The 22,327-nt window shown below is 37.6% G+C and carries 24 protein-coding genes; 7 read left to right on the forward strand and 17 right to left on the reverse strand.

All coding sequences use genetic code 11. The features are described 5' to 3' along the window. Positions 1-16 precede the first annotated feature (16 nt). The 5 genes from ACZ5V8_RS09340 to ACZ5V8_RS09360 all read right to left on the reverse strand — a co-directional run bounded on the left by ACZ5V8_RS09340 (position 17) and on the right by ACZ5V8_RS09360 (position 3,536). Positions 17-478, reverse strand: a complete 462-nt coding sequence (locus ACZ5V8_RS09340; protein ID WP_464217566.1) for a hypothetical protein — start codon at positions 476-478, stop codon at positions 17-19. Then, positions 471-1,874, reverse strand: a complete 1,404-nt coding sequence (locus tag ACZ5V8_RS09345) for a type II and III secretion system protein family protein (RefSeq protein WP_464217567.1) — start codon at positions 1,872-1,874, stop codon at positions 471-473. The genes ACZ5V8_RS09340 and ACZ5V8_RS09345 overlap by 8 nt, the downstream gene beginning before the upstream one ends. Then, positions 1,874-2,641 carry a CpaB family protein gene (locus tag ACZ5V8_RS09350; protein ID WP_464217568.1) on the reverse strand — a complete coding sequence of 256 codons (768 nt, stop codon included), beginning with the start codon at positions 2,639-2,641 and terminating at the stop codon, positions 1,874-1,876. The genes ACZ5V8_RS09345 and ACZ5V8_RS09350 overlap by 1 nt, the downstream gene beginning before the upstream one ends. A gap of 56 nt (positions 2,642-2,697) precedes the next feature. After that, positions 2,698-3,144, reverse strand: a complete 447-nt coding sequence (locus tag ACZ5V8_RS09355) for a prepilin peptidase (protein ID WP_464217569.1) — start codon at positions 3,142-3,144, stop codon at positions 2,698-2,700. 164 nt (positions 3,145-3,308) lie between these two features. Next, positions 3,309-3,536, reverse strand: a complete 228-nt coding sequence (locus ACZ5V8_RS09360; RefSeq protein ID WP_464217570.1) for a Flp family type IVb pilin — start codon at positions 3,534-3,536, stop codon at positions 3,309-3,311. 442 nt (positions 3,537-3,978) lie between these two features. Here ACZ5V8_RS09360 and ACZ5V8_RS09365 point away from each other — a divergent pair, with 442 nt between their 5' ends. Beyond that, positions 3,979-4,314, forward strand: a complete 336-nt coding sequence (locus ACZ5V8_RS09365) for a hypothetical protein (protein ID WP_464217571.1) — start codon at positions 3,979-3,981, stop codon at positions 4,312-4,314. Here ACZ5V8_RS09365 and ACZ5V8_RS09370 read toward each other — a convergent pair. The 6 genes from ACZ5V8_RS09370 to ACZ5V8_RS09395 form a co-directional block, all read right to left on the reverse strand. Further along, on the reverse strand, positions 4,311-5,648 hold the full coding sequence (locus ACZ5V8_RS09370) for a hypothetical protein (protein WP_464217572.1): 1,338 nt from the start codon (positions 5,646-5,648) through the stop codon (positions 4,311-4,313). The genes ACZ5V8_RS09365 and ACZ5V8_RS09370 overlap by 4 nt on opposite strands. Positions 5,649-5,953: 305 nt before the next feature. After that, positions 5,954-7,327 (reverse strand): DUF3573 domain-containing protein, encoded by a 1,374-nt coding sequence (locus tag ACZ5V8_RS09375; RefSeq protein ID WP_464217573.1) that lies wholly within the window; start codon positions 7,325-7,327, stop codon positions 5,954-5,956. Between the two features lie 300 nt (positions 7,328-7,627). Next, the gene (locus ACZ5V8_RS09380; protein ID WP_464217574.1) at positions 7,628-8,113 is read right to left on the reverse strand and encodes a hypothetical protein; all 486 of its coding nucleotides are present in this window, start codon (positions 8,111-8,113) and stop codon (positions 7,628-7,630) included. 104 nt (positions 8,114-8,217) lie between these two features. Further along, positions 8,218-8,415, reverse strand: coding sequence for a hypothetical protein (locus ACZ5V8_RS09385; protein WP_464217575.1), 198 nt, complete (start codon positions 8,413-8,415; stop codon positions 8,218-8,220). 159 nt (positions 8,416-8,574) lie between these two features. Continuing rightward, on the reverse strand, positions 8,575-8,904 hold the full coding sequence (locus ACZ5V8_RS09390; protein ID WP_464217576.1) for an NfeD family protein: 330 nt from the start codon (positions 8,902-8,904) through the stop codon (positions 8,575-8,577). Positions 8,905-9,024: 120 nt separating this feature from the next. After that, positions 9,025-9,975, reverse strand: coding sequence for an SPFH domain-containing protein (locus ACZ5V8_RS09395; protein WP_440615386.1), 951 nt, complete (start codon positions 9,973-9,975; stop codon positions 9,025-9,027). Positions 9,976-10,133: 158 nt separating this feature from the next. Here ACZ5V8_RS09395 and ACZ5V8_RS09400 point away from each other — a divergent pair, with 158 nt between their 5' ends. The 6 genes from ACZ5V8_RS09400 (at position 10,134) to rplY (ending at position 15,619) form a co-directional block, all read left to right on the forward strand. Beyond that, positions 10,134-10,826, forward strand: coding sequence for a response regulator transcription factor (locus ACZ5V8_RS09400; RefSeq protein WP_464217577.1), 693 nt, complete (start codon positions 10,134-10,136; stop codon positions 10,824-10,826). 131 nt (positions 10,827-10,957) lie between these two features. Beyond that, positions 10,958-11,908: a sensor histidine kinase gene (locus ACZ5V8_RS09405; protein WP_464217578.1), complete on the forward strand. Its 951-nt coding sequence runs from the start codon at positions 10,958-10,960 to the stop codon at positions 11,906-11,908. Then, positions 11,889-13,019: a hypothetical protein gene (locus ACZ5V8_RS09410; protein WP_464217579.1), complete on the forward strand. Its 1,131-nt coding sequence runs from the start codon at positions 11,889-11,891 to the stop codon at positions 13,017-13,019. Before ACZ5V8_RS09405 ends, ACZ5V8_RS09410 begins: the two co-directional genes overlap by 20 nt. A 77-nt stretch (positions 13,020-13,096) precedes the next feature. Further along, positions 13,097-13,903, forward strand: coding sequence for a tRNA 2-thiocytidine(32) synthetase TtcA (gene ttcA, locus ACZ5V8_RS09415; protein WP_464217580.1), 807 nt, complete (start codon positions 13,097-13,099; stop codon positions 13,901-13,903). 355 nt (positions 13,904-14,258) lie between these two features. Beyond that, complete coding sequence (locus ACZ5V8_RS09420) at positions 14,259-15,209, forward strand: ribose-phosphate pyrophosphokinase (RefSeq protein ID WP_464217581.1); 951 nt, start codon at positions 14,259-14,261, stop codon at positions 15,207-15,209. Between the two features lie 119 nt (positions 15,210-15,328). Beyond that, positions 15,329-15,619: a 50S ribosomal protein L25 gene (rplY, locus tag ACZ5V8_RS09425; RefSeq protein ID WP_464217582.1), complete on the forward strand. Its 291-nt coding sequence runs from the start codon at positions 15,329-15,331 to the stop codon at positions 15,617-15,619. A 152-nt stretch (positions 15,620-15,771) separates the two neighbouring features. Here rplY and ACZ5V8_RS09430 read toward each other — a convergent pair whose 3' ends face one another. From ACZ5V8_RS09430 to hfq, 6 genes are all read right to left on the reverse strand, one after another. Continuing rightward, a complete protein-coding gene (locus ACZ5V8_RS09430; protein ID WP_464217583.1) occupies positions 15,772-16,344 on the reverse strand; it encodes a hypothetical protein in 573 nt (190 codons plus the stop codon). A gap of 271 nt (positions 16,345-16,615) precedes the next feature. Next, complete coding sequence (locus tag ACZ5V8_RS09435) at positions 16,616-17,890, reverse strand: hypothetical protein (protein ID WP_464217584.1); 1,275 nt, start codon at positions 17,888-17,890, stop codon at positions 16,616-16,618. Between the two features lie 586 nt (positions 17,891-18,476). Next, a complete protein-coding gene (gene hflC / locus ACZ5V8_RS09440; RefSeq protein WP_464217585.1) occupies positions 18,477-19,403 on the reverse strand; it encodes a protease modulator HflC in 927 nt (308 codons plus the stop codon). Beyond that, positions 19,400-20,539: an FtsH protease activity modulator HflK gene (gene hflK / locus ACZ5V8_RS09445; RefSeq protein WP_464217586.1), complete on the reverse strand. Its 1,140-nt coding sequence runs from the start codon at positions 20,537-20,539 to the stop codon at positions 19,400-19,402. The genes hflC and hflK overlap by 4 nt, the downstream gene beginning before the upstream one ends. Before the next feature lie 33 nt (positions 20,540-20,572). Beyond that, positions 20,573-21,871, reverse strand: a complete 1,299-nt coding sequence (hflX, locus tag ACZ5V8_RS09450) for a ribosome rescue GTPase HflX (RefSeq protein WP_464217587.1) — start codon at positions 21,869-21,871, stop codon at positions 20,573-20,575. A gap of 39 nt (positions 21,872-21,910) precedes the next feature. Then, entirely contained in the window at positions 21,911-22,279 is a 369-nt protein-coding gene (gene hfq / locus ACZ5V8_RS09455; protein ID WP_464217588.1) for an RNA chaperone Hfq, read from the reverse strand. Between the last annotated feature and the right edge of the window lie 48 nt (positions 22,280-22,327).

Here is a 22,327-nt window from a genome sequence, read left to right on the forward strand (position 1 = left end):
ATTTACCCCTTCCTCTTTAATCTACTATACCCATGGCACCTTTAGGATCATCAAAAGATGTCCATCTTGACTGAGCCGCATAACAACCAGGTGGAACAGGATCATATAGTGTATATTTTAAACAGGGAGTTTTGCGCACAACATAGTTGTCAAACTCCAAATAAGCTGTCGGCTCTTTGCTATGCAGTGCAACAAAATGAATATTTTGTTTGACAAAGCCTTTTTGAAGCAGCAGTTGCTTAACATCAGGTAAAGTTTTCGCCTTTTTGGTATGCACAAAAACTTTTGTTTTCTTATGCGAGAAATACAAGCTTTGTTTGATATAATGATCCAAAGTCGTTTTGTATTGTGAACCCAATGGAATCGTTTTTACTGATTTCATGACACTTATTTGTGGGGAGGATGCTTTATTGGTATTAAATGATGTACAACCAGCCAATAGCAATGCCACGATTAACCCTAAATTTACCTTATTCATCAAAGCCTCCGTTTTTTGCATAATGTTGAGCCGATTGCCTATTTGAACCATTACCATGTCGATTGCCTGTAGAAGGTAACGCAAGTAGCGTTGTCAGTGATTGCCCTAAAGAAACATCAGGGATTTGTATATCCTGAATACTATTCATTGGATGCACTGTATTAACGGTAACAACGATAATTAACTCTTTTTGACTTTGCGTTTTATGCATATTCCTAAACAATGCCCCAAACAATGGAATATCACCAATGTAAGGAATTTTCTCTAGTTGTTGAATTTGCTCCCTGTTTAACAGCCCACCGATCACAAAACTTTGTCCATCTCTAAGCTGAATTGTTGAGGTAATCGAATTACCTTTTAATGGAACAAGATCAATACTCAAACCTTTCATCGTCTCTTTATCTATTGAGCTAATACCAGCATTAACAAATAGATCTATAATATCTTTATCATTGACTGTGGCACCAATAGATAAGCTAATACCATACTTCTTATAACTTACTGTTGTACCATACATGCCTGAAGAAGACTGATAGGGAATTTCACCACCAGAAAAAAAGTTCCCTGTTTTACCCGATTCCACAGTCATATTAGGCTCAGCAAGCACGCTGCCAATATTATTTTGATCTAGAAAGTTTAAAATATTCGTTAAGCTTTCTGTTTTGAATATGCCATTGTGTAAAAGAAAACTGCCATTTAGTGACATATTGCTCCAGCTAACACCAAGGTTGTGGAGCACTTTCTTGCTCACCGATGCAATAGTTATTCTCACATTGACTTCTTTTTTTAACGCAATAACCTTTAAATGGTTAACAACATTCCGATAGGTTGTGTAATTTAAAAATGGTAAGATAAAACTACCGCCAAATGCACCACCACCTGATCCTGAACTACCGGTGCCTGAGTCTATACCACCTTGTACTAACTTATACTTTACTTCATTTTCTTTTTTAATGGTTGATAGTGATTGTCCAACAAATTCTGCAATTTCATCTTTCATTTCTACTGTTGGTACGTCACCTTCAATAAAAATCGTCTGATTGACTTGATTTAAGCGAACATTCGCGCCCGAGTATCGAGCATTAATTTGCTCCTGCACATATTCTGTATATGATTTCAGCACTTTTACAGTCGCCTGATTAATTACATCGCCTTGTTTATCATAGGCAATGTAATTTGTCTTGCCTATTTGCCTGCCATAGACGGCAAAATGATTATTATCAATAATTTGATAATTGGCAACTTTTGGATTCGCGATAAAAACAGATGCGACCGCGTGATCAACTTTTATCGTCTTTGCTTGATTGGTTTCTAGTACAACTGGTTTTTCAGCCGCATACCCCCCTAAAAAAGATACAGCCAAGCTTGATAAAATAATGTGTTTTATTAATTTCATCAATTTTCTTCCCCCTTCCCACGATATTCTCTTACATTATTAAACCCCATATTGTTGAGCACATTTATTACACCATCGTCAATCTCTTTCAAATGAGGTACTATTTGAATGTTTGCGAACTTATCAACCAGATTCACTTTTCCTAATTGCTCGGTAGGGACTAAGACTGATACACTAAATATACTATCCCCTTTAGATTCAATGGCTGACACAACAACATTGCTAAGCAGTCGTTCTAAGCCCAACTTGTCCTTTGCAGGATTTAACTTGGCTTTTTTCCCATAAAAATCACTGGCACTTTTATTCGCACTTGTTAAAGCATAAATATCGACATGGTCACCTTGCGCAATATAATCTATTAAACTCCTTTGATATACCTCAAAAGCATAAGCTGCATATTTTTTGTTGTGCAAAAGCTTTAAATAATCTGCATCGCCAGGCAATGCAAAATCTTCTCTACTGACCACTGTGCCTTGCATTCTTGAGACTTTCATCACTGGATTTTGCTGATAAGGGATATCCACACTTGCCGTTATCACACTCTTTTGACCACTGCCTTCATTCTGTTTCTGTGTGGTTTTTGGCTTAACCATTTCAGGTGTTAAATATTGGCCACGCTGAACATTTTTATCGTAAACATAAACCCTATGTTCAGCAACTTGTGCTTCTTTGTGCACTATTTTTGTATTCTCAGCAGGCTTTATAAGCTGATATCCCACAAAAAGTATGATAACCAACAAAATCACCAAGATTATTTTTCTAAACATTTATTACCCCCAGCACTTTTTAAAATCTCTTGATTTAAGCGTATTTTTTAATCAGATCAGTTATTTAAAGATTGCAATACAAATAAGACAAAACCACCGATAGAGATAGCCACACCATATGGAATCCCCTTTTGCCGTAATAGCAACCATTGTTTTTTAAGTGCATAAATCCCCATATAACATAAGGTGAGTATGCCACCAATAAACGAAATCAATACCAATAGTAACAACAAACTTTTAGCAATCAGTGCATATAACATCAAAAGCTTTACATCACCAGCACCCATCAACCCCAATAAAAATAAAGACAAGCCACCGATAAAAACAACTGTAGCATTCAACAAACCAGAATATAGATTTGCTTGCCATAGCGTAATAGCAATAAAAAAAGGCAATACAAACAATAGTTCTTTGTTGTATATCGTGCGCAGTTTTATATCGTTCATGCTGAATCTTACAGCAATAGCCATTAAGACCAAGGTGAATATTAAATACATATGCATCTCTATTGATTTTACAATAACCTAAAAATACTTTTGTTTGCTAAGCCTCGCTATATGTCTAACCCGCTTATAAAAAACTCCACCGGCGGGTTAGAACCTAAGCCTTAATATTTCTCTAGTACAACTCTTTGGCAAATATGTTAATTGCCAAAGCAGGAATAGCTTTAAGGCTTGATTTGACTTCCCCAATGAGTTAGCACTGCAATAATTTTTTGAAACTCATCGTATAAGCTCTTAACTATACTATGACTGCCACCCCAAGAAAAAACTACAGCAATAAGCGCACCCATCGCTATTGCGATCATACCATACTCAACAGCCGTCACCCCTTGTTGATCATTCTTAAAACGGCAAAGTGCAGCTTTAATTTGACAATATGTTTTTAAGAACATTGATATTCTCCTATATTTTATATTTACGTTGATTAATTAAAAGATCGAGATACCTTTATCAATTGATATAGCTTCCCTCCCCCATAAACCAAAAAAATGAAGAAACCCAACCATCTGTTACAATCCCATATAAAAGACAACAGCTATAATGATTATTAACAAACTTGATCACCCCATATTTCAGTTTCAGTTTCAGTTTCAGTAGTGCAAAGATGATTTAACTCATCTGCGCTCTACGAGTTGCAAATATACATGTTTATTAACTTCAGTTTGTAACTGAAAAGTATTAAAATGTAAAATTATGAAAAGGCACTGTGATCTACCCCCGTCAATTTGGGCATTAGTATCTACACTTTGACCTTCCGGCAAGCAAGTGGCCTAATCTGAAGTTTTAAGGATAATCTGGGCATAAACTATAAAACACTATGCAGCTAGATAGCACTTGAGTAACAAGCATAAGCAGCTACAATTGCATCTGGCTGAAGCGGCAACCATACAGCTTGTTAACCGCCCAACGTTAAAAGGAGTCATCATTGATGAAATGCATACAGAAAACATCAACAAGACAAAATCAAAAGAAAGGATGGATAAACTAAATACTATCCACGAAATTCCACTTAAGGTGTTTGTCAATGATATCGAGCTCAATCAATCATCTCAGAGGATTTCGCAAAATAAGACACATCATATTAGCATGACGACAGAAGCCTTAGAAACAGCAGCCAATGGCTACTTTAAAGGGGTTGTTTTGCTGAAAATTAAGGGTGTTTGGGATTAAACAAAAAAGCACTGCATAGATTGCGCTTTTTCATTACTGTCTTTATAAAACCAGTTAGGCTGTGGGACAGTACCAGAAGTTTTAGTGATATGTTTCAGCATAAACTCATAGCTTGGTTTTTTACTACCTTTCTCGCCTAACGCAATATATGCTGGACTACCGGTAGTTGGTGTTGGAACCGTCATCTGGAATGAGTCCATTTCATAATTACTGTTAAGATTGATCGAACCTGAGTTAGCTGTAATATCATGATATAAATGGTTAAAATTGATAGTTACTAGCATATTCTCATCGCTTGATTCTATTGAAAACGCCTGTTTAAATGCTGGGGAAAGGTCACCTGCAATCGATTTTCCGTTATGCCCTGCACAAACAATGTCTTTCTTTGTGCTATCTGTATCTGTTAAGTTATGTATCGTTAGAGACCACTGCTTTAAATCATCTGTCGCTAAACTTCCAACATTATAGGTGAGCTTATATTTATCTACTGTCGCTAAATAACCGTGTAACCTAGGTGGTTTTAATGGTAATTTCACAGGCTTAATATAACTATTCCCCTGATACCACATAATTTTCTGACCATCTTTACTAACTGTTTGGTATTCATAACGGTGGACAAAAATTGGCTCACTATGACCAACGATTGCCTGAAGGTTCATAATCGGTGGTTTCTCTGGACTTTGTGCCAAATCTGAGGGATTTTCATCAAAATAAAGTGTTGGCACACCGCAAAGTAGTGTCGTACAAACACTACCCTTATCTATAAAATCGCCATTGTCTAGAACTGCATGATAATCAAGTCGCTGAACTTTATCTTTATCTTGATCATTTTTCACTGTAAATTTCATATCCATCACTTTAGTATCTGGGTCTGTGGTTATATCCTTATGATCTAAAGTACACATATACTCATGGTCTTGTGCCTTATAGAAATAAACATTTGCACCATCTAACGCATAATATGACTGACCATTATCAGCCTTGCTGTTACTTATTTTTAATAAAATATTGCGGTTATTTAGATTGTTTTTAGTTAATTTCAAAGTGGTGGAATACCATATTTTTGACTGCGGTTGCTTTTGGAATTTAATCGACACAAAGCGCACCTTTTTATCACTAATATTTAGTGGCTGTATATGTTCAGGCGCAATATCACCAAGCTTAAGCCAATCATTGCTCCTAACACATATTTCCTTTTCCATTACTGCCATACTTGCATTATAAATTTCATCACCAGTGTTGTTTTGTAATGTGAACGTTTGTGCACTAACATAGCTGAATCCTAATAATGTTACACCTATACTACTAAATATTATTGTCTTAGATATTGACATTTACCCATACTCCTTTTGATTATTGAAATTTATCCATAATGGCTTTGTTGACCACCAATTATTTCAGCGAAGATGACACCGTAAAACAGGAAGAGGATACTCACCTTCGCTGAAAAGCTGCTCATAGATGAGATGATCAATTTAAACTTGATTAAAATTTAATTAAGTTTAACACCTACGAGCGAACAGCATAAATAATGATAAAACTAAGTCGTTCCTCCATTACCTCCACTCTTGAATAATAGCTAGTACAACTCAAACTGTGTGTGAGAGGGAATGATTGAAACCCAGCTTAAAGTTGTTACTTAGAAATAAGTAGATATATCTAAGGTTAGTTCATAGCTGGTTTTACCATTATATAAATCAAGCCTACCTACTTCTGCACTCACCAGATTATTCTTAGAGAAAACATGTGAGCTTAGGTACGCTAAATATTCATTTTGCACCCCTAATACAGTTGGTGCTTTTTTATTGGTTTCGTCTCCTGGCATGACGTATGGTAAATTTTCCGTATTGTACGCATGCTGCATACCCAGACCAAAGTCCATACCCTGTATCACCTCTCCTGCGGTAATAGCAAGTGGTACATCTGCTTGCGCATACCATGCACCGAAACGCTTACCTTTGCTATAAATCTCTTTGTTTGTTGAACCTGTCCAACCTAAACCAAGATTAAAGTATTGATCAAAACCACCATGTACCTCAGCATTGATAATGCCATTTCGATTATCATTAACCAATTGACTTGAATGACTATTTTGCACAACAAGCGAAGTCGCACCCATACCTGTGCCAACCCAATTGTACATATAACCAATATTACCACCAAGGTTGTAGGTATTATTGTCGAAATCAGCAAACAAGCTTGCCATAAAGTTTGTTTTATTGTTGTGATCATGCTCACCTTGGAAAACGGCTAAATTAGCATTAACATTGAAGTCTTTATGCTCACCAGTACCGGTGTATAAACCACCCAAACTCAGACCCAAATTAGCGGATACAACGCCATGCCCTGGTCTGAACATCGCCTGAGTGATACCACCAATCCACGGACCACCATCAGCAAACGCACCAAATGATAAGCGATTCTTACCAACCGTTAGGTAAATCGGCGAGCTATCTAAATTGCCAAAAGTAACATAGGCATCTCTAACAACAGGATCAGCATAACTTGCGCCTGTAAATACAGTTGACGCTTGAACATAGTGACCAACATTCGCCACTAGATATAAACTCGCTTCATTGATCGCCAGATCCCATCCTTGCTTGTAACTTCCTACTGGCTGATAAGCACCAGCAACATGCGCACCATCAAAGGTATCGAGCTGATCACCGCGCCATGCTGTTGCATCTGACTCAATATAGCCTCCTAGAATAAACGCCATATTCGGATATTTATTTCTATGACTCAGTAATGAAAATGGCAGTCTTGAGCTTGAGTATTTGGCAAATGGTTGATCGTAGTCTGAAAAGATACCATATTTTTGATTACTTAGACTTAACGCATTATGACCTTGACTGTTAATATGCCCGTCTTTTGTTTTTTTCAAATGATCTAACTCATTTTTTAGCTGATTAATCTGCTTTTGCAAATCAGTATGTTGATTCGCTTGTACTGCATAAGATGCCGAACTGATACCAAGCAAAAGCATACTCGTCACTACAATAATTTTTTTCATTAAGACTCCCCTCTTTTTAAAGTTATTTGATTATGTGTCTGCTATACCCATTCCCCGCAAATGATCACAGAGTGATTCGCAAGTGGCATAAAAGGCATTAGCATCGATTGCAACACAATACACACTCCCCCTAATATACTTCCATCAAAACACTATTGTGTATCGTATATAATGAGCATATAAGCCGATTACAATCACGCTAAATACGTTTTATCAAAGACAAATATATTGCAAAGCAAAGAACGACGTGTAATCACCAAGAAAATGTTTGTATTTTTTTGTCATGAAATGACGATGTGATTAACTAGCAACACAACTTAGATATTCATTATAAGCAGGTATCCCATATGCCCCAGAGACTGTAAAGGAAACAAATCGCTTATTCAGAGGCATTGGATGCTGATCGTGCCCTTGAAGTCTATCTAAAGTGATCTGAGTATCACTATTCTTAGTGACTGTATAGTCCGCTCTAGATGTTAACTTTCCATCATCTGTATACTTAAACAAACCATTATGAAAGGTACATACCAATTTAGCTGGAACTTTCGGGGAACGCACTCCACCTTGTAACAGTTCTGTTGCTGCATAAAACAGACGAAGCGTTGTATCATTAGTCCCGCTACTGGTATGTGGAACAACATCATCACTTGCTCGAATAGGCACACAAAAATATGTATTTGGCTCGTTCGCTTTAGGGCTTGCATACAATGAACAAACAGCTGCTGCCATTACATTGCTCGCGGCTAAACTTAATGCTATACCAGTCGCTATTATTCTAAACTTCATTACTCATTCCTCCTTTGGTTTATATCGACACACTCATTGCAAGCCATTTTGCAAAGGCATTACAAAATGATTTACATTGGGTAGTGTCCATTTGAAATTTGTGGTTATACGATAAGATAACCACGCGCTTTTACTTTAATCACGTGAAAAAAGCAGCCCAAAGCCCTTTCTTCTTTCTTATAACGCTCATTATTATTTAAGCTTGCTGAACAACCAATATCATATAACTTGTCTTGCAAATCAACTGTGCTACAGCCAGCTTCGGCAAAAAGCAATCTAGGTGAAAGTCGTGCATACTCCATTTAAACTCCTTATAAATCTATCGATTCTAGCAACATCCATCATCTAAGATATGTAGCAGCAAAACCTATATATTATGTAAGTTTATCTCGTTTTTTGTATTCACTGATTTGGGTATACACAGCTTGCTATGCGATTTTCGTTATGCCGTTGGCACTTTATCAAACTTTTTTGGCAATAAAGCTCGTTGATTTAATTGCGGTGATTTCAACCTTATCGCCGAGCTTGGCATCATCAACCAACACACGCCATTCTGTATCTCCAATTTTGGTCTTTGCCACACCTGATTGTGTCGCTTTTGTAACAACGACAACTTGACCAATATAGCGCCCCAGACGATCATTAACATCTAACTCATTGGTTGATTGTTTTTGCTTTCTCTTTTTCAAAGCATAATAACCCAATAGCATCGATCCTAACGCAAAAATACCTGCCAATAATAGCTGCCAATTCATATGCAAATCAGGGAAAAACCACATAATAACGCCCATCAACAGTGCTTATATGGCAAAAAATAAGAAAAACATGGTCAAACTAAAAATCTCAATGATGAGCAATACACCCATTAAAATCCACCAATGCCAATATAACATTCATCACCTGCCTTTAAGTCAGCTTTTAATCTGCATTGATTTTAACAACTCACTAATGCCACCTACTGAACCAATAATATTAGAGGCTTCTAATGGCATCATAATGGTTTTGCTATTGTCTGATGAGGCAATGGCGCCCACTGCGTCAATATATTTTAATGCAACAAAATATTGAATCGCTTGAATATCCCCCTTAGCAATTGCATTAGAAACGGTTTCAGTCGCGACCGCCTCGGCTTGTGCGGTACGTTCACGCGCTTCCGCCTCACGAAATTGAGCCTCTTTATAACCTTCGGCTTCTAATGCTTGTTTCATTTTTTGCGCTTCGGCGGCAAGAATCTCGGATTGTTTTTCCCCTTCAGCTTTCAAAATAGCCGCTTGTCGCACCCCTTCAGCACGCAGAATCTCAGCGCGCTTCTCGCGCTCTGCTTTCATCTGTTGTGCCATGGCATCTAATAAATCACGAGGTGGTGTGATATCTTTTATCTCAACACGCACGATCTTAACACCCCATGGATCGGTTGCTTCATCAAGTACTGATAAAAGCTTAGCGTTCATAAAGTCACGATTTGACAACATTTCATCCAAGTCAATGCCCCCTAGCACCGTACGGATATTAGTCATGATTAAATTTTCTAATGCTAAAGGCAAATCATTGATCACATAAGTTACTTTCTTTGCATCAAGCACTTGAAAAAAGGCAACACCATCGACTTGCACACTGGCGTTATCGCGACTGATCACTTCCTGCTTTCTGACATTTAATACTGTCTCCTTTAAACTCACACGACTACGCACTCGATCGATTAAAGGAAAGATGATGTTTAAGCCCGGATGCAAGGTTTTATAGTAGCGCCCAAAGCGCTCAACCACAAACTCGGAGGCCTGTGGCACCACCTTAACTGAGGCAAAAACAAATACAACTGCTAAAACAATAATTACAATCGGAATCAGTGAATGAAGTGCCATTTTTTAATACTCCTGTAAATTGATATTTCACTTAGAAAGTGTAGTTAGTTTCGCTCTATTTTCCAAGCATTTGCAGTAAATCACCTTGATTTGTTTTACAACCACAAAAAACCATCTACACTGAAATTCACAATCATGTACGATATATATGTCTGCTTATGGATACTATTGCAATAATTGATGATGAATTAGATATTCGCGAAGGGCTTGCCAGTTACCTTCAACAGAATCATTTTGATACTGCCGTTTTTGAAGATGGTCTAACCTTTTTAGAGAACTTCCAAAAGCGTGACTTTTCATTGGTGATCCTCGATGTGATGATGCCTAAAATCGATGGTCTTGAGGTGTGTCGTGAGTTAAGAAAAAAATCCAGTGTCCCGGTGATTTTCTTATCGGCAGCCGGAGAGGCATTTGATCGCATTTTAGGACTTGAAGTCGGTGCGGATGACTATATTAGTAAACCTTTTAACCCACGTGAGGTGCTTGTTAGAGTTAAAACAGTCTTGCGTCGCCGCGGCAATACTAGCAATAGCACACATGGCGCGATCGAAACAAATGACTGGGTGATTTCCCCTAATAAGCGTACATTGACCTACCCTGATGGTGAAGAAATCAAATTCACCCCTGCAGTTTACGAGCTCTTTGAATATTTGTATCAGCACAAAGGCGAAACCGTTTCGCGCGAGCAAACCTTTGAAGCGCTTTTGAAACGTCCATTTGAGGAGTTTGATCGCACGATTGATATTCGCATTAGCCGCCTACGCAAAATGCTTGATAATAATTCTCAAGATGGTACAAGCTATATCCAGACAATTAAAGGCTCTGGTTACTTATTTGATTTAAAAGACTAAAGATATGAATATCAACCTTAAACTTATTCGACCTTGCCAGCATTGATAGTAATGAAGATAATTATATCCATGATCGCTTTGCTTTTTATTCGACCTTTCCATCATGTACATCATTAGGGATTTCACAACTTTTGAACAAAGTTGAAAAACCTATTCATAAGTGTGAAAGTTTCCTAAACAGCAATGGCAATTGGCTTAATGTGGTTTATTATTCAAAATTCCAACTTAACACACCGGTAAGTATCGTCTTTGGGATTGTTGTTGCGGTATTGTTTTTATTTATATTATTGTTTTTAATCCAGATCAAATGGAGCATCCCTTTTTTTGAGTTTCAGCGTTTTGCACAAGATATGGGCTTACGCCTTGAAGCCACACCGATTCAAATGAAACACGGAATTTTCGCCAAAGAAACAGCGGATACTTTTAACTTTATGCAAGATCGTATTAATCACGTGTTAACCTATCAAAATAAGCTTCTTGCAATGACCTGTCATGATATTAGAACGCCATTGGCACGCATCCAAGGGCGCCGCTTAAAAGATCAAAGTGCGCTTTCTCTTAAGGATCAACGCGATATTCATGAAATTAATCATATGCTGGATGATTTGGTTCTTTTTTCTAAAGAAAATTGGTTAAGCGGCATTCAATTTGAACAAACTAATATTTGTGATTTCTTTGATGATCTGATTGCTGAGTACATCGAAAATGATAGGAGCGTGCGCTTGATCAATCAGATGGATGATGACTTAGAGCTTGATCTTAAAAAACCAGCATTTAAGCGCGCTATTAATAATATTATCAATAATGGTCTAAAGCATGGTACGAAGGTGATTATTACTTTACAAACACAGATACAAGAATCTGCCAAATCATTATTGATTATTGATATTTTGGATGACGGCCCAGGAATCCCCGAGAATGAAATTAACAATATATTCACCCCTTTTTATACAGGATCCTCAACGAAGAAAGGCAATGGTTTAGGTCTTGCAATTACCAAGGAGATCATCGACATTCACCAAGGAAAACTAAAAGTAAGTAATGCAAAAACAGGAGGCCTTAATGTTCAGATTATCATCTAGAATTTGGCGGCTGAATGTGCTATTGCTACTTGGTTGTTTTATCTCTTCAGGCGTTGCTTTTACCTTATATTCTGCTTTTATTATTCAAAAAGTCGCCTTGCATGATGTTTATTACAATAGCCGACTCTACACATCTACCTATCACTTTTTATTGGTCAGCTTATTTTCAATCGGCTTTTTTTTGCTACCTTTTTTAAATATTTTTTCAAAAAGATTTGACAACAAACGCCTACTATTTATTTGCCTTACGTTACAACTTGTCTCCATACTGACACTTTATTATCACTTTAGCTTTATGAGTCTTTTGTTTTCTGCTGTATCAATGTCATTAGCCAATATTATCTTTGTTGTAATCATTTTAAATTTATGGGCAATAACCCCTACTAAATATCGTTTTTTTATTATCTCGATTACTTATGCGATTAAAACCGTAATCCTCACCCTTTTCTTCAATGCGACCTATAACTATCATCAATTAGTCAATCATCCATATTTTCTGTTGTTTTGTGCGATGTTTATTTTAATCAGTGCTATTATCTTAATTTTTTGCAGCTTAGATTTTAAACGCAAAGCAGTCTATCACAGCTATACCGATCATTTATTTATCAACATCTTTTATCTTATGCGCCATTCTCGCGTATTTTTCAAAACAGCAGCAATTGCCATTATTATCACTGTAGTATTTATTTACCTAGATAAAATCAAGTTCCAAGCACTGGCAAACTACAGTGATCACTTAACGCCCAACCTATTCTTACAAACTGCTCCTATTAATCTATTACTGGCAACGATTATTTGCTATATCGCCAGTATTAAAAAACTCAAAACCCAGCTTGCCATTTTGCTTATCGTGATCTTTTGTGTCAGCTCCATAACACTGTTAACGATGCTGTACTTAAGCAAGGATACGAGCATTAATTTATTCTTTAGCTCACTGTTTATTACTGACCAAACCATTGCCTTTCTTGCTTATGCCTTTATTATTGGCATTTGTATCGATAAATTACTCAATGAATTCAAACGCAGTCAACTGTTTGCTTTTAGCGTCTTTTATGTATTAACAGGCATTATGGTGTGGACAGTTTTGCAGATTTTAAATGCGGTATTTTAAATCGGTCAGCTATACCATTTTGTGAAGACACACCTAACTGATATACTATGCCAAATTTTTAATACGTACCTAAGAAAATGATTGAAATAGCTACTGTCAAACCTCATACAACACCTGATGAGCTACCATTAAATAAGCTTGAAAAACGCCTTTTGCGCAAAGTTGGACATGCAATTGAAGACTTTAATATGATTGAGGCTAATGATAAGGTTATGGTCTGTTTATCCGGTGGTAAGGACTCTTATACCTTACTCCAGCTGTTATTGATTCTGCAAAAAAAGGCACCGATTCACTTTGATATTATTGCCGTCAATCTTGACCAAAAACAACCTGGCTTCCCAGAAGAAATACTCCCAAAATACCTAAGCAACCTTGGTATTGAATATCATATTATTGAGCGCGACACCTATAGTGTGGTTAAACGTGTGATCCCTGAGGGTAAGACAACTTGCGGCTTATGTTCACGTATGCGCCGTGGGATTCTGTATGATTTTGCACATGAAAACAAGGTCACCAAGATCGCTTTAGGACATCACAAAGATGATATTATTGAAACCTTCTTTTTGAATCTTTTTTATAACGGTCAAATCAAAGCGATGCCTGCTAAACTTAAAAGTGATGATGAGCGTAATATTGTCATTCGCCCATTAGCCTATGTTGCGGAAAATGAAATCAAAGCTTACGCACAACACATGAATTTCCCAATTATTCCTTGTAATCTATGTGGCTCACAAGAGAACCTACAACGCCAAAAAATTAAAGAGATGCTTCATTATATGGAGACCCAAACACCCGGACGCAAAGAAGTGATTTTCTCTTCACTGCAAAAAGTTGCCCCATCTCAACTACTTGATCATACGCTATTTGATTTCAAATCCCTGTAGCCCATTTAGCCCACCTGTGGCGCGCAAGGTCAAGTAATAACCTCACACACCACATCCCCCTGCGCTTTCACTTGTGCATACTAACACTTAGTCTTCGTGTATGAATAGCCATTTTATGTAACGGTTTGTTTACATGTGTTACCCTCATCTGCTTTAAGGAATCCGCCATTGCATAAAGGTGGAATCTCAGCAATTTCTAATGCAAAAGGCTTATGTATTATGGTGAAACTTATTGCAGTTAAAGAAAACAATTCAACGTAGATTTTATGATGATGACTAAAAAAACCTTTATATTTTTTCAAAATTGGGTATATTCTCTAAGCAAATTTCAGCAATCAAATTTTAGGATAACTCCATGTCAGATCTGATGCTTTTTAGTGGGCGCGCAAGTAGCGCATTAACTGAAGAAATCTCTCATTTTTTAGGTGTACAAGTAGGGCGTGCTACGGTGTCTAGCTTTAGCGATGGCGAATCTCATATTGAGATTATCGATAACGTTAGAGGCCGTGATGTCTTTATCGTACAATCCACTTGCCCTCCGACTAATGATCACATTATGGAGTTGATGTTCTTAACTGATGCGCTGCGCCGTTCATCCGCCGGACGCATCACCGCGGTAATTCCTTACTTTGGCTACGCGCGTCAAGATCGCCGTGTGCGTTCATCGCGTGTACCAATTTCAGCACGTGTTGTTGCTGATATGTTAACCGGTGCTGGTATTGATCGTTTATTAACTGTTGATATTCATGCCGAGCAGATTCAAGGCTTTTTTAATATCCCTTTAGATAACGTCTATGGCACACCGATTTTATTGGATTATATTCGCTCATGCCGCTTAGAAAATCCAATTGTCGTCTCACCTGATGTCGGTGGCGTGGTACGCGCGCGCGCCATGGCTAAAGCACTTAACACTGACCTTGCGATTATTGATAAGCGCCGTCAAAAAGCCAATGAATCTGAAGTGATGAATATCATTGGCGATATTAATGGTCGTCATTGCTTGATTGTTGATGATATCGTTGATACAGCTGGCACACTATGCAAAGCCGCACAAGCGCTTATTGATCATGGTGCAAAGAAAGTATCCGCATATTGTGTTCATCCCGTGCTATCTGGCAAAGCCATTGAAAATATCGAAGGCTCTGTTCTTGAGGAACTCGTCGTTACTAATTCCATTCCATTGCATAGTGCAGCCCTTAAATGCAAGAAGATCAAAACGCTATCATTAGCCCCAATGCTCTCGGAAGCGATTCGTCGCACCAATAATGAAGAATCTATTAGCTTAATGTTTTGTGATCTGATTTAGGTCTTAACTTTCCTTAACTTTTTTGTTAGAATCCACGAGCTTTCTCGTCAGGGTCGCATGATAAGAGAGTCTTTATAATATAAAATTTAACTTTAAAGATACGTTTTAAGGAAATTAAAATGACAGATTTTACGCTACACGCGGAATTAAAAACTGAAACAGGTACAGGTGCGAGCCGCCGCCTACGTAAAGCAGGGAAAGTTCCTGCAATTATCTATGGCAACGGTTCTGAAGCAACAGCTATCATCCTTGATCACAACAAGATCTTGCATGCTACTGAAAACAAAGCGTTCTATACAGCAACTGTTACTATCGATATCAATGGTAAAACTGAAAGCGTTAAGATCAAAGCATTACAACGCCATCCATTTAAGCCAAAAATCCTTCACGCTGACTTTATTCGTGCGTAATTAAAGCGAATATTCTTACAACAACGTTGGCTGAGCATGAGTCGAAGCCAAACGCCTTATTTTATTGTTAATTCAACGCTTAAAGACCCTTCTACTCACGCTCAGGGCACTATAATACCTTAAGGCTGCTGAGCTTTCCTTTTCTTCAAAAATCAAAATGAAATCGCGGGTCCCGTGATTAAATCATCCAAACTTTGTAAAGGTCCAAGCGGTTTAATCTCATCAATATAGGCCTTGCGTTTAGGCTCACCTGACCAAAGCTTATAAACAACTAATTGATCTTGAAGAATAAACACCGCTTGAAAGCGCCAACCTTCTTTCATAATCTCCTTACGAAATCCTGTTAAGTCCAAAAATGCATTGCCAATACGATCTTCGTACTCGTAATCAACATTGACAACATATGCTTGACAGCGTTTAAATAGGCTCAAACATTCAGCAACAGGCTCTGGAATATTCTTGCCTGTACTTAACGGGTCAAATCGAATACGGATATCCAGATAGTTTTCAATCTTGACGTTATTGGCAACATAAGGATCAAAGCCCATATGATTAAGCTCAGGCACAGTTGTTTTATTTGGCGAGACCTTATCATAAACACTCTGGATACTATTGAATGTCTGCCAATGATCATTACGCTCAACTTTTTTCGATGGCAATAAAAAGCTACATCCAGACAAAAATGCTGCAATCGCACAATATGCTATAACCAGTCGCCACTTCATTGGTTAATCCTTAGCCGTTTTATGTTCCATATGCCAAGTATAGTTTATAATTTAGGATGTAAATGCTTTGAATTTAAAAATTGCTCATCTTAAATAAAACAAAACATATAAAACTTAACGCAGATTACAAAGCAAAGGGTTAACTTATTCTTGTGCATGTAGTATAGTTCTGGATCATATGTAAGCATTGCTTGCAATTTTTTAATTAATAAAAAAGGAGGATATATGTTTGAAAATACTCAAAGAAATGAGAGTTCTCTCAACACTTTTTTTAGCGAGGCTTAGTGCTCAACTTTCTTATCGACACCACTCCCGAGAAGAAAGTCGATCTTTCAGGCATTTTGTATCGATGCTTCTCAGTATTTAGTTTACTTTTTTGCTCCTTAAAATCTATTGAAAACTTATCAAGTTCATTGACCAATATTGCCCCATGTGATTTTTGGTAAGCATTAATTCTATCACCTATTATATTAAGATCAATATCAGGCAATATTTTCGTTAGAAAGCCACCTTTAATTGCAGGTAACTTGATTAATTCTTCAGAGTATATTTTCACTAAATCCTTTGCATTAGCGCAGAGCTCAATGATATTTGCAATATGCTCAGGTCGGTACATTATAGTATGATACGGAATACTAAAATAATGGGCAGTATAAGGATCATCAATAAAGGTTGACGATGTCAGTACTAATGGCAAAGTTTTTGGTTTATAAAAGGAGCAATACGCTTCCTGTATATCTTGCAAAGGCAAGCTAGAATCATTTGTAGCTAACTTATGAATTACACTATGCCCTGATATTGCATCAAATACATGATTAATCACATTGCTCAAATAGTAAAAATTCTTAATGGCAGAGTGATGGACCTTGATATAGTTAAGTATTATTTCATGATGTAGGTTTTTAGTGTTAGACGCTTGGTTACACCTCATTAATTTTGCTAGAATATACTCCCTTATTTTCCACGTGTTTTCAGAATTCTTCAAAAAATCTGATAGCCTATCACTAAATCCTATATATTCAAACCGCCAATCGCTATTGATTGCTCTGGCTAAGTTACGTAACACAATAAAATCATTATCCATATTACCAGACTCTATGATTGGAATGGAGCTATTGATTTCTTTTTGCATACGTTGGTATTTACTGTATTGACGATACGAGCTAACTAAAACTGGCACTCTAGTACCAGCACATAGACTCCATGTTGATGTCAGGTTAACCCTATCAGCAAATGAGAATTTACTCATATATGCAAATTCACCAATATGCTGTAATTGACCTGGAATAATATACTCGCCCAGCTCCATAAAAAAGTGCATTGATTTTTCCACAACCATGCCAAAGGGAATATTATTTGAAACAACATTGCCATCTGGATCATAAAAGTAATTAGCATCACCAACTAGATCGCCATAACGATAGCTATATTTAGTAAACTCATACTTTTCAATACCATCGACAGTATCTAGCAATGCCACAAACTCTGGATTGGCTTTATGCATTAATATACGCGCATCTGCCCAGTTTAATTTCTCTACACCCATATCTCTTTTCTCCGCCCCATTTTTATTATTATTCTTTTTTACTTAGTCATAAATCAAGAATAAATTAAGCTCCGACTCGACTTACCCGTGCAGCTTTATTTATCTCAACTAAATAGCTAATCGTACCCTGAGCAAAGTCGAAGGGTAACTCAAAAACAATCACGGACTTCGACTGACGCTCAGTCCACGGTTCCATAATACAGTTTAGTCACAGCCTACATTTTCGTAATATAATTTAGTTATAGCAATACAGCAATCTACCATACACCTCATTACTTAATGCAATACGAATGCACTTAAAAACTAAAGTCAAAACATGTTAAGTATTATCCATAAATTTAATGTTGCTGTATAGTTTGCAAGCTTAAAGAATGATAAAAAAATCAGCAATAGAATACCTTGGTAATAATGCAAAAATAAGCTGAGTTTTAACTATACCCCTCACCCGAGCAGCTTAAGCTGCACGACCTCTCCCACAAGAGGAGAGGTACTAGTTGATGCAACTTATTATTGATTCATTACTTGGCTATAAGAGATTCTTATTTGCAAGGTAATCCAATTACGCTAAGAGTTGATATAAGCGTAGTTATTTTGTTGAGGCAAGATTGGCTGCTTTTGCTGCTGCGGGTGAATGATAAGAATTAAAGTAATCAAAGAATTTGCCTTCTGGTTTTAAAATAAATACATCCTCTTTTTTGCCGCTAAAACTCATTTGATAAGCCTGCATACTACGCCAGAAGTTATAGAAGCGCTCTGACTTGCCATAAGCATCTGTATAAATTTCAGCTGCTTTTGCATCGGCTTTGGCTTTGATTTGCTTAGCATCACGATCGGCTTGTGCCAATGTTATTGTCACCGTCGCATCGGCATCAGCGCGAATTGACTCTGACATCTGCTCACCTTGCGCGCGAATCGAAGAGGCTACTTTTTGACGCTCTGAGCGCATTCTCTGATAAATCGATTCAGTCACTGTTTCAGGTAGATCAATCTGCTTAATACGCACATCAACAACGTCAATACCGATCTTCTTCGCTTGCTCTTGCACGCTCTTTGTTAATGTTTGCATTAATTGATCACGCTCATTATTAATCAACCCTTGAATATCAATCTTACCAACCTCAGCACGTAAGGATGCTTCCAAGAACTGTCTTAATAATAATTCAGCGCGTGAGTCATTGCCTGAAACACTACGATAGAACTGTGAAATATTATCAATCTTCCACTCTAAATACGCATCAACAATGACATCTTTTTGTTCATTGGTGACCACACGCGATGAGTCAACTGTCAACGTGCGCAAACGCATATCATAGACTTTGACTTGCTCAACAAGTGGAATTTTAAAATGCAGCCCTGGCGTGTAAACTTTAACCTGACCATCACTGGTTTGATTTAATTCCCCAAGCTTTAAAATCACCGCTTCATTACCTTGATTAATACGAAACATTGAACTAAATATCAGTAGCAATGCCACGATTACAACAACGATTAGACCCATTAACTTATTGCTCATCGCTGACCTCCTTGAACCGTTGAAGAAATTGCCAGCGGTGATAAATTATCACCATAGAATAGGTTTTTAGCACCATCGCCATCAACGATATAAAGCTTATTATTTTTAAATATATTTTCCATTGTTTGATAATATAATTGATTCTCAATAATACTTGGGTTTTGCTGATACACAGGTAACAGCTGACTGAAGTTTGCGACATTACCTTCAGCCTCTAACACAACTTTTGACTGGTAAGCACGCGCCTCATCCATAATCCGTTGCGCACGCCCCTTCGCTACTGGCACAACTTTATTGGCATAGCTTTGCGCCTCGTTTTGCACACGCTCACGATCTTCACGTGCTTTAATCACATCATCAAAGGCGCTTTTAACCTCAGCGGGCGCTTGTGCTGGCTGCATGATGACTTCATTGACCAAAATACCGGTTTTGTACTTATTCAAAAGCTTCTCTAATTCTTTTTGTACTTCTAACGTAATCTGCGTTCTTGACGTCGTTAGAATCTTCTCTAGTTTATTCTCACCAACGACTTGACGTACTGCACTTTCAAGCGTTTGACGCAAGATAAGCTCTGGGTTATTCGTGGCAAATAAATAATCTTCTAAATTGCCAATGCGGTATTGCACTGAGAATGACACATGCACAATATTCTCTTCAGAGGTGAGCATTTGCTTATCAAGCTTTATCGCATTTAAAACCTCAACATCTTTTTTTATCACACTGACAAAGCCAGGCGCATGCCAATGCATCCCAGGACCTTCAATGCTTGAAAATTTACCAAAGGTCAATACGGCAGCCTGTTGCGCTGGTTGCACCACATAAACACCCATACCTGCCCAAATAATAACAGCGGCTGCAACCACACCAATAGCGATTTTCTTAACCGGTAATGGCTTTTGATCGGCACTACGCGAGTAGATACTTTTACGCTGATTATCATCCTTACGTGGTGGCTCATTATTGTTGTTACTATTGTTATTATGATCGCCGCCATGATTATTACCACTACTGCCACCATTGCCAGATGCATTATTATCTTGCTTACGCCCTTTGCCTAGGAATCGGCGGATTGCTTCTTCTAAGTCGGGTGGTCCTTGATTAAATACCTTATGTCGTGACAGAAATTTCAATGCCATAGATACTACTTTTGATCTGCTCTTTCAGTACTGCTAATGGTGACTAAATTTTGCTATTAACTCAAGCTTATTATTTCGACATATCGCATCAAAATCATTTTTTGCAATGTGTATTGTTAATTGATATTCACCTGTATCAGTTATCTGTTCTTTTTCAACCACGCCTAGTTGATAAAATGCTGCACGAACTTTGCCTTCATTCGGCAATAAGGTCAAAACACCTTTGAGCCATTCTTCATTAAAGTGCTTAGCGATTGATTCATATAAATATTCAATCCCATCACCTGTCTGCGCTGAGAGGTAAACATCTGCAGGGCGATCTTCATGATAAACAATATGAGGTGTTAAGCTATCTAAACGATCAATTTTGTTATACACATTGAGTATCGGCTTATCATCCGCTTCAATCTGCTGTAGCACCACTTTAACTTGCTCAATATAGGCACGATGATGCTCATCAGCATAGTCAATCACATGCACGAGTAGATCTGCTTCAATCGCCTCTTCAAGGGTGGCACAAAACGCTTCAACCAAATCATGTGGCAAATTACGGATAAAGCCCACAGTATCGGATAATACCACCTCACCCAATTTAGGCACATCGATTTTACGCAAAGTTGGATCCAAGGTTGCAAACAACTGATCCTTGGCTAAAACGCTTGCTCCACTTAAATGATTAAACAAAGTCGATTTACCGGCATTGGTATAACCAACAAAAGCAATCGTTGGCACTTCATTTTTCTGACGTGACGCGCGGCTTAAGCCACGTTGCTTTTTGACTTTTTCCAGACGTTTTTCAATTTGAGCAATTCGTTGGCGCAATAGACGCCGATCCAGCTCAAGCTGCGTTTCACCAGGTCCACCGCGAACACCAATACCACCCTTTTGCCGTTCTAAATGTGTCCAACCACGCACCAAGCGCGTGGCGGCATAGTTTAATTGTGCTAACTCAACCTGAAGTTTACCTTCATGTGTTTGCGCGCGTTGTGAAAATATCTCTAAGATCAAACGCGTGCGATCAATCACTTTACAATTTAATGCTTTTTCGATGTTGCGCTCTTGTGAAGGCGTAATACTGTGATTAAAAACCACCAGATCAATCTCATGAGCTTCAATCATCGCTTTAATCTCTTCAAGCTTGCCTTTGCCACAAAAATATTTAGGATCAGGCTGCGAGCGACGTGCCGTTATCGTCTGTATAATTTGCCAATTAGCAGCATGCACCAATCCATTAAGCTCAGAAAGTTCAGCATTTAATTCAGGTTTAGATGAAAAATCGATATCGATAAGTAGGCAGTTTTCACCTACTTCATGTTCTTGAAAGATCTCCAAAGAAAGATCCTCTTAATGTCTTTATGTTATAGATAAATATTATTGTTGCTGCGCAGATTGTTGGTTGTAATGCTCATCTGAATTATTTGCATCATCATATGACTCTTCGAATGATGTTTCTTCGATAGATTCAAAACCACCTTCTTGATCTGAGTTATGGTTTTGCTGACCATGATTTGGATTGTAATTGCTATAAACCAAACGCACTGCTTTGGCAGGAACTACTGTTGAGATCGCATGCTTATAAACCATTTGATTGACGCTGTTGCGCAATACGATAGAAAATTGATCAAATGCTTCAATAACGCCTTGCAACTTAATGCCGTTTACCAAGTAAATTGATACAGAAATTTTCTCTTTTCTTAATGCATTTAAAAACGGATCTTGCAAAGATGCGATTCTAGACATAGTAATATCCTCTTTATTGTTCTTTAATAGTTATAATAATTTTAGTTA

The organism is Cysteiniphilum sp. GTC20157, from assembly GCF_055396795.1.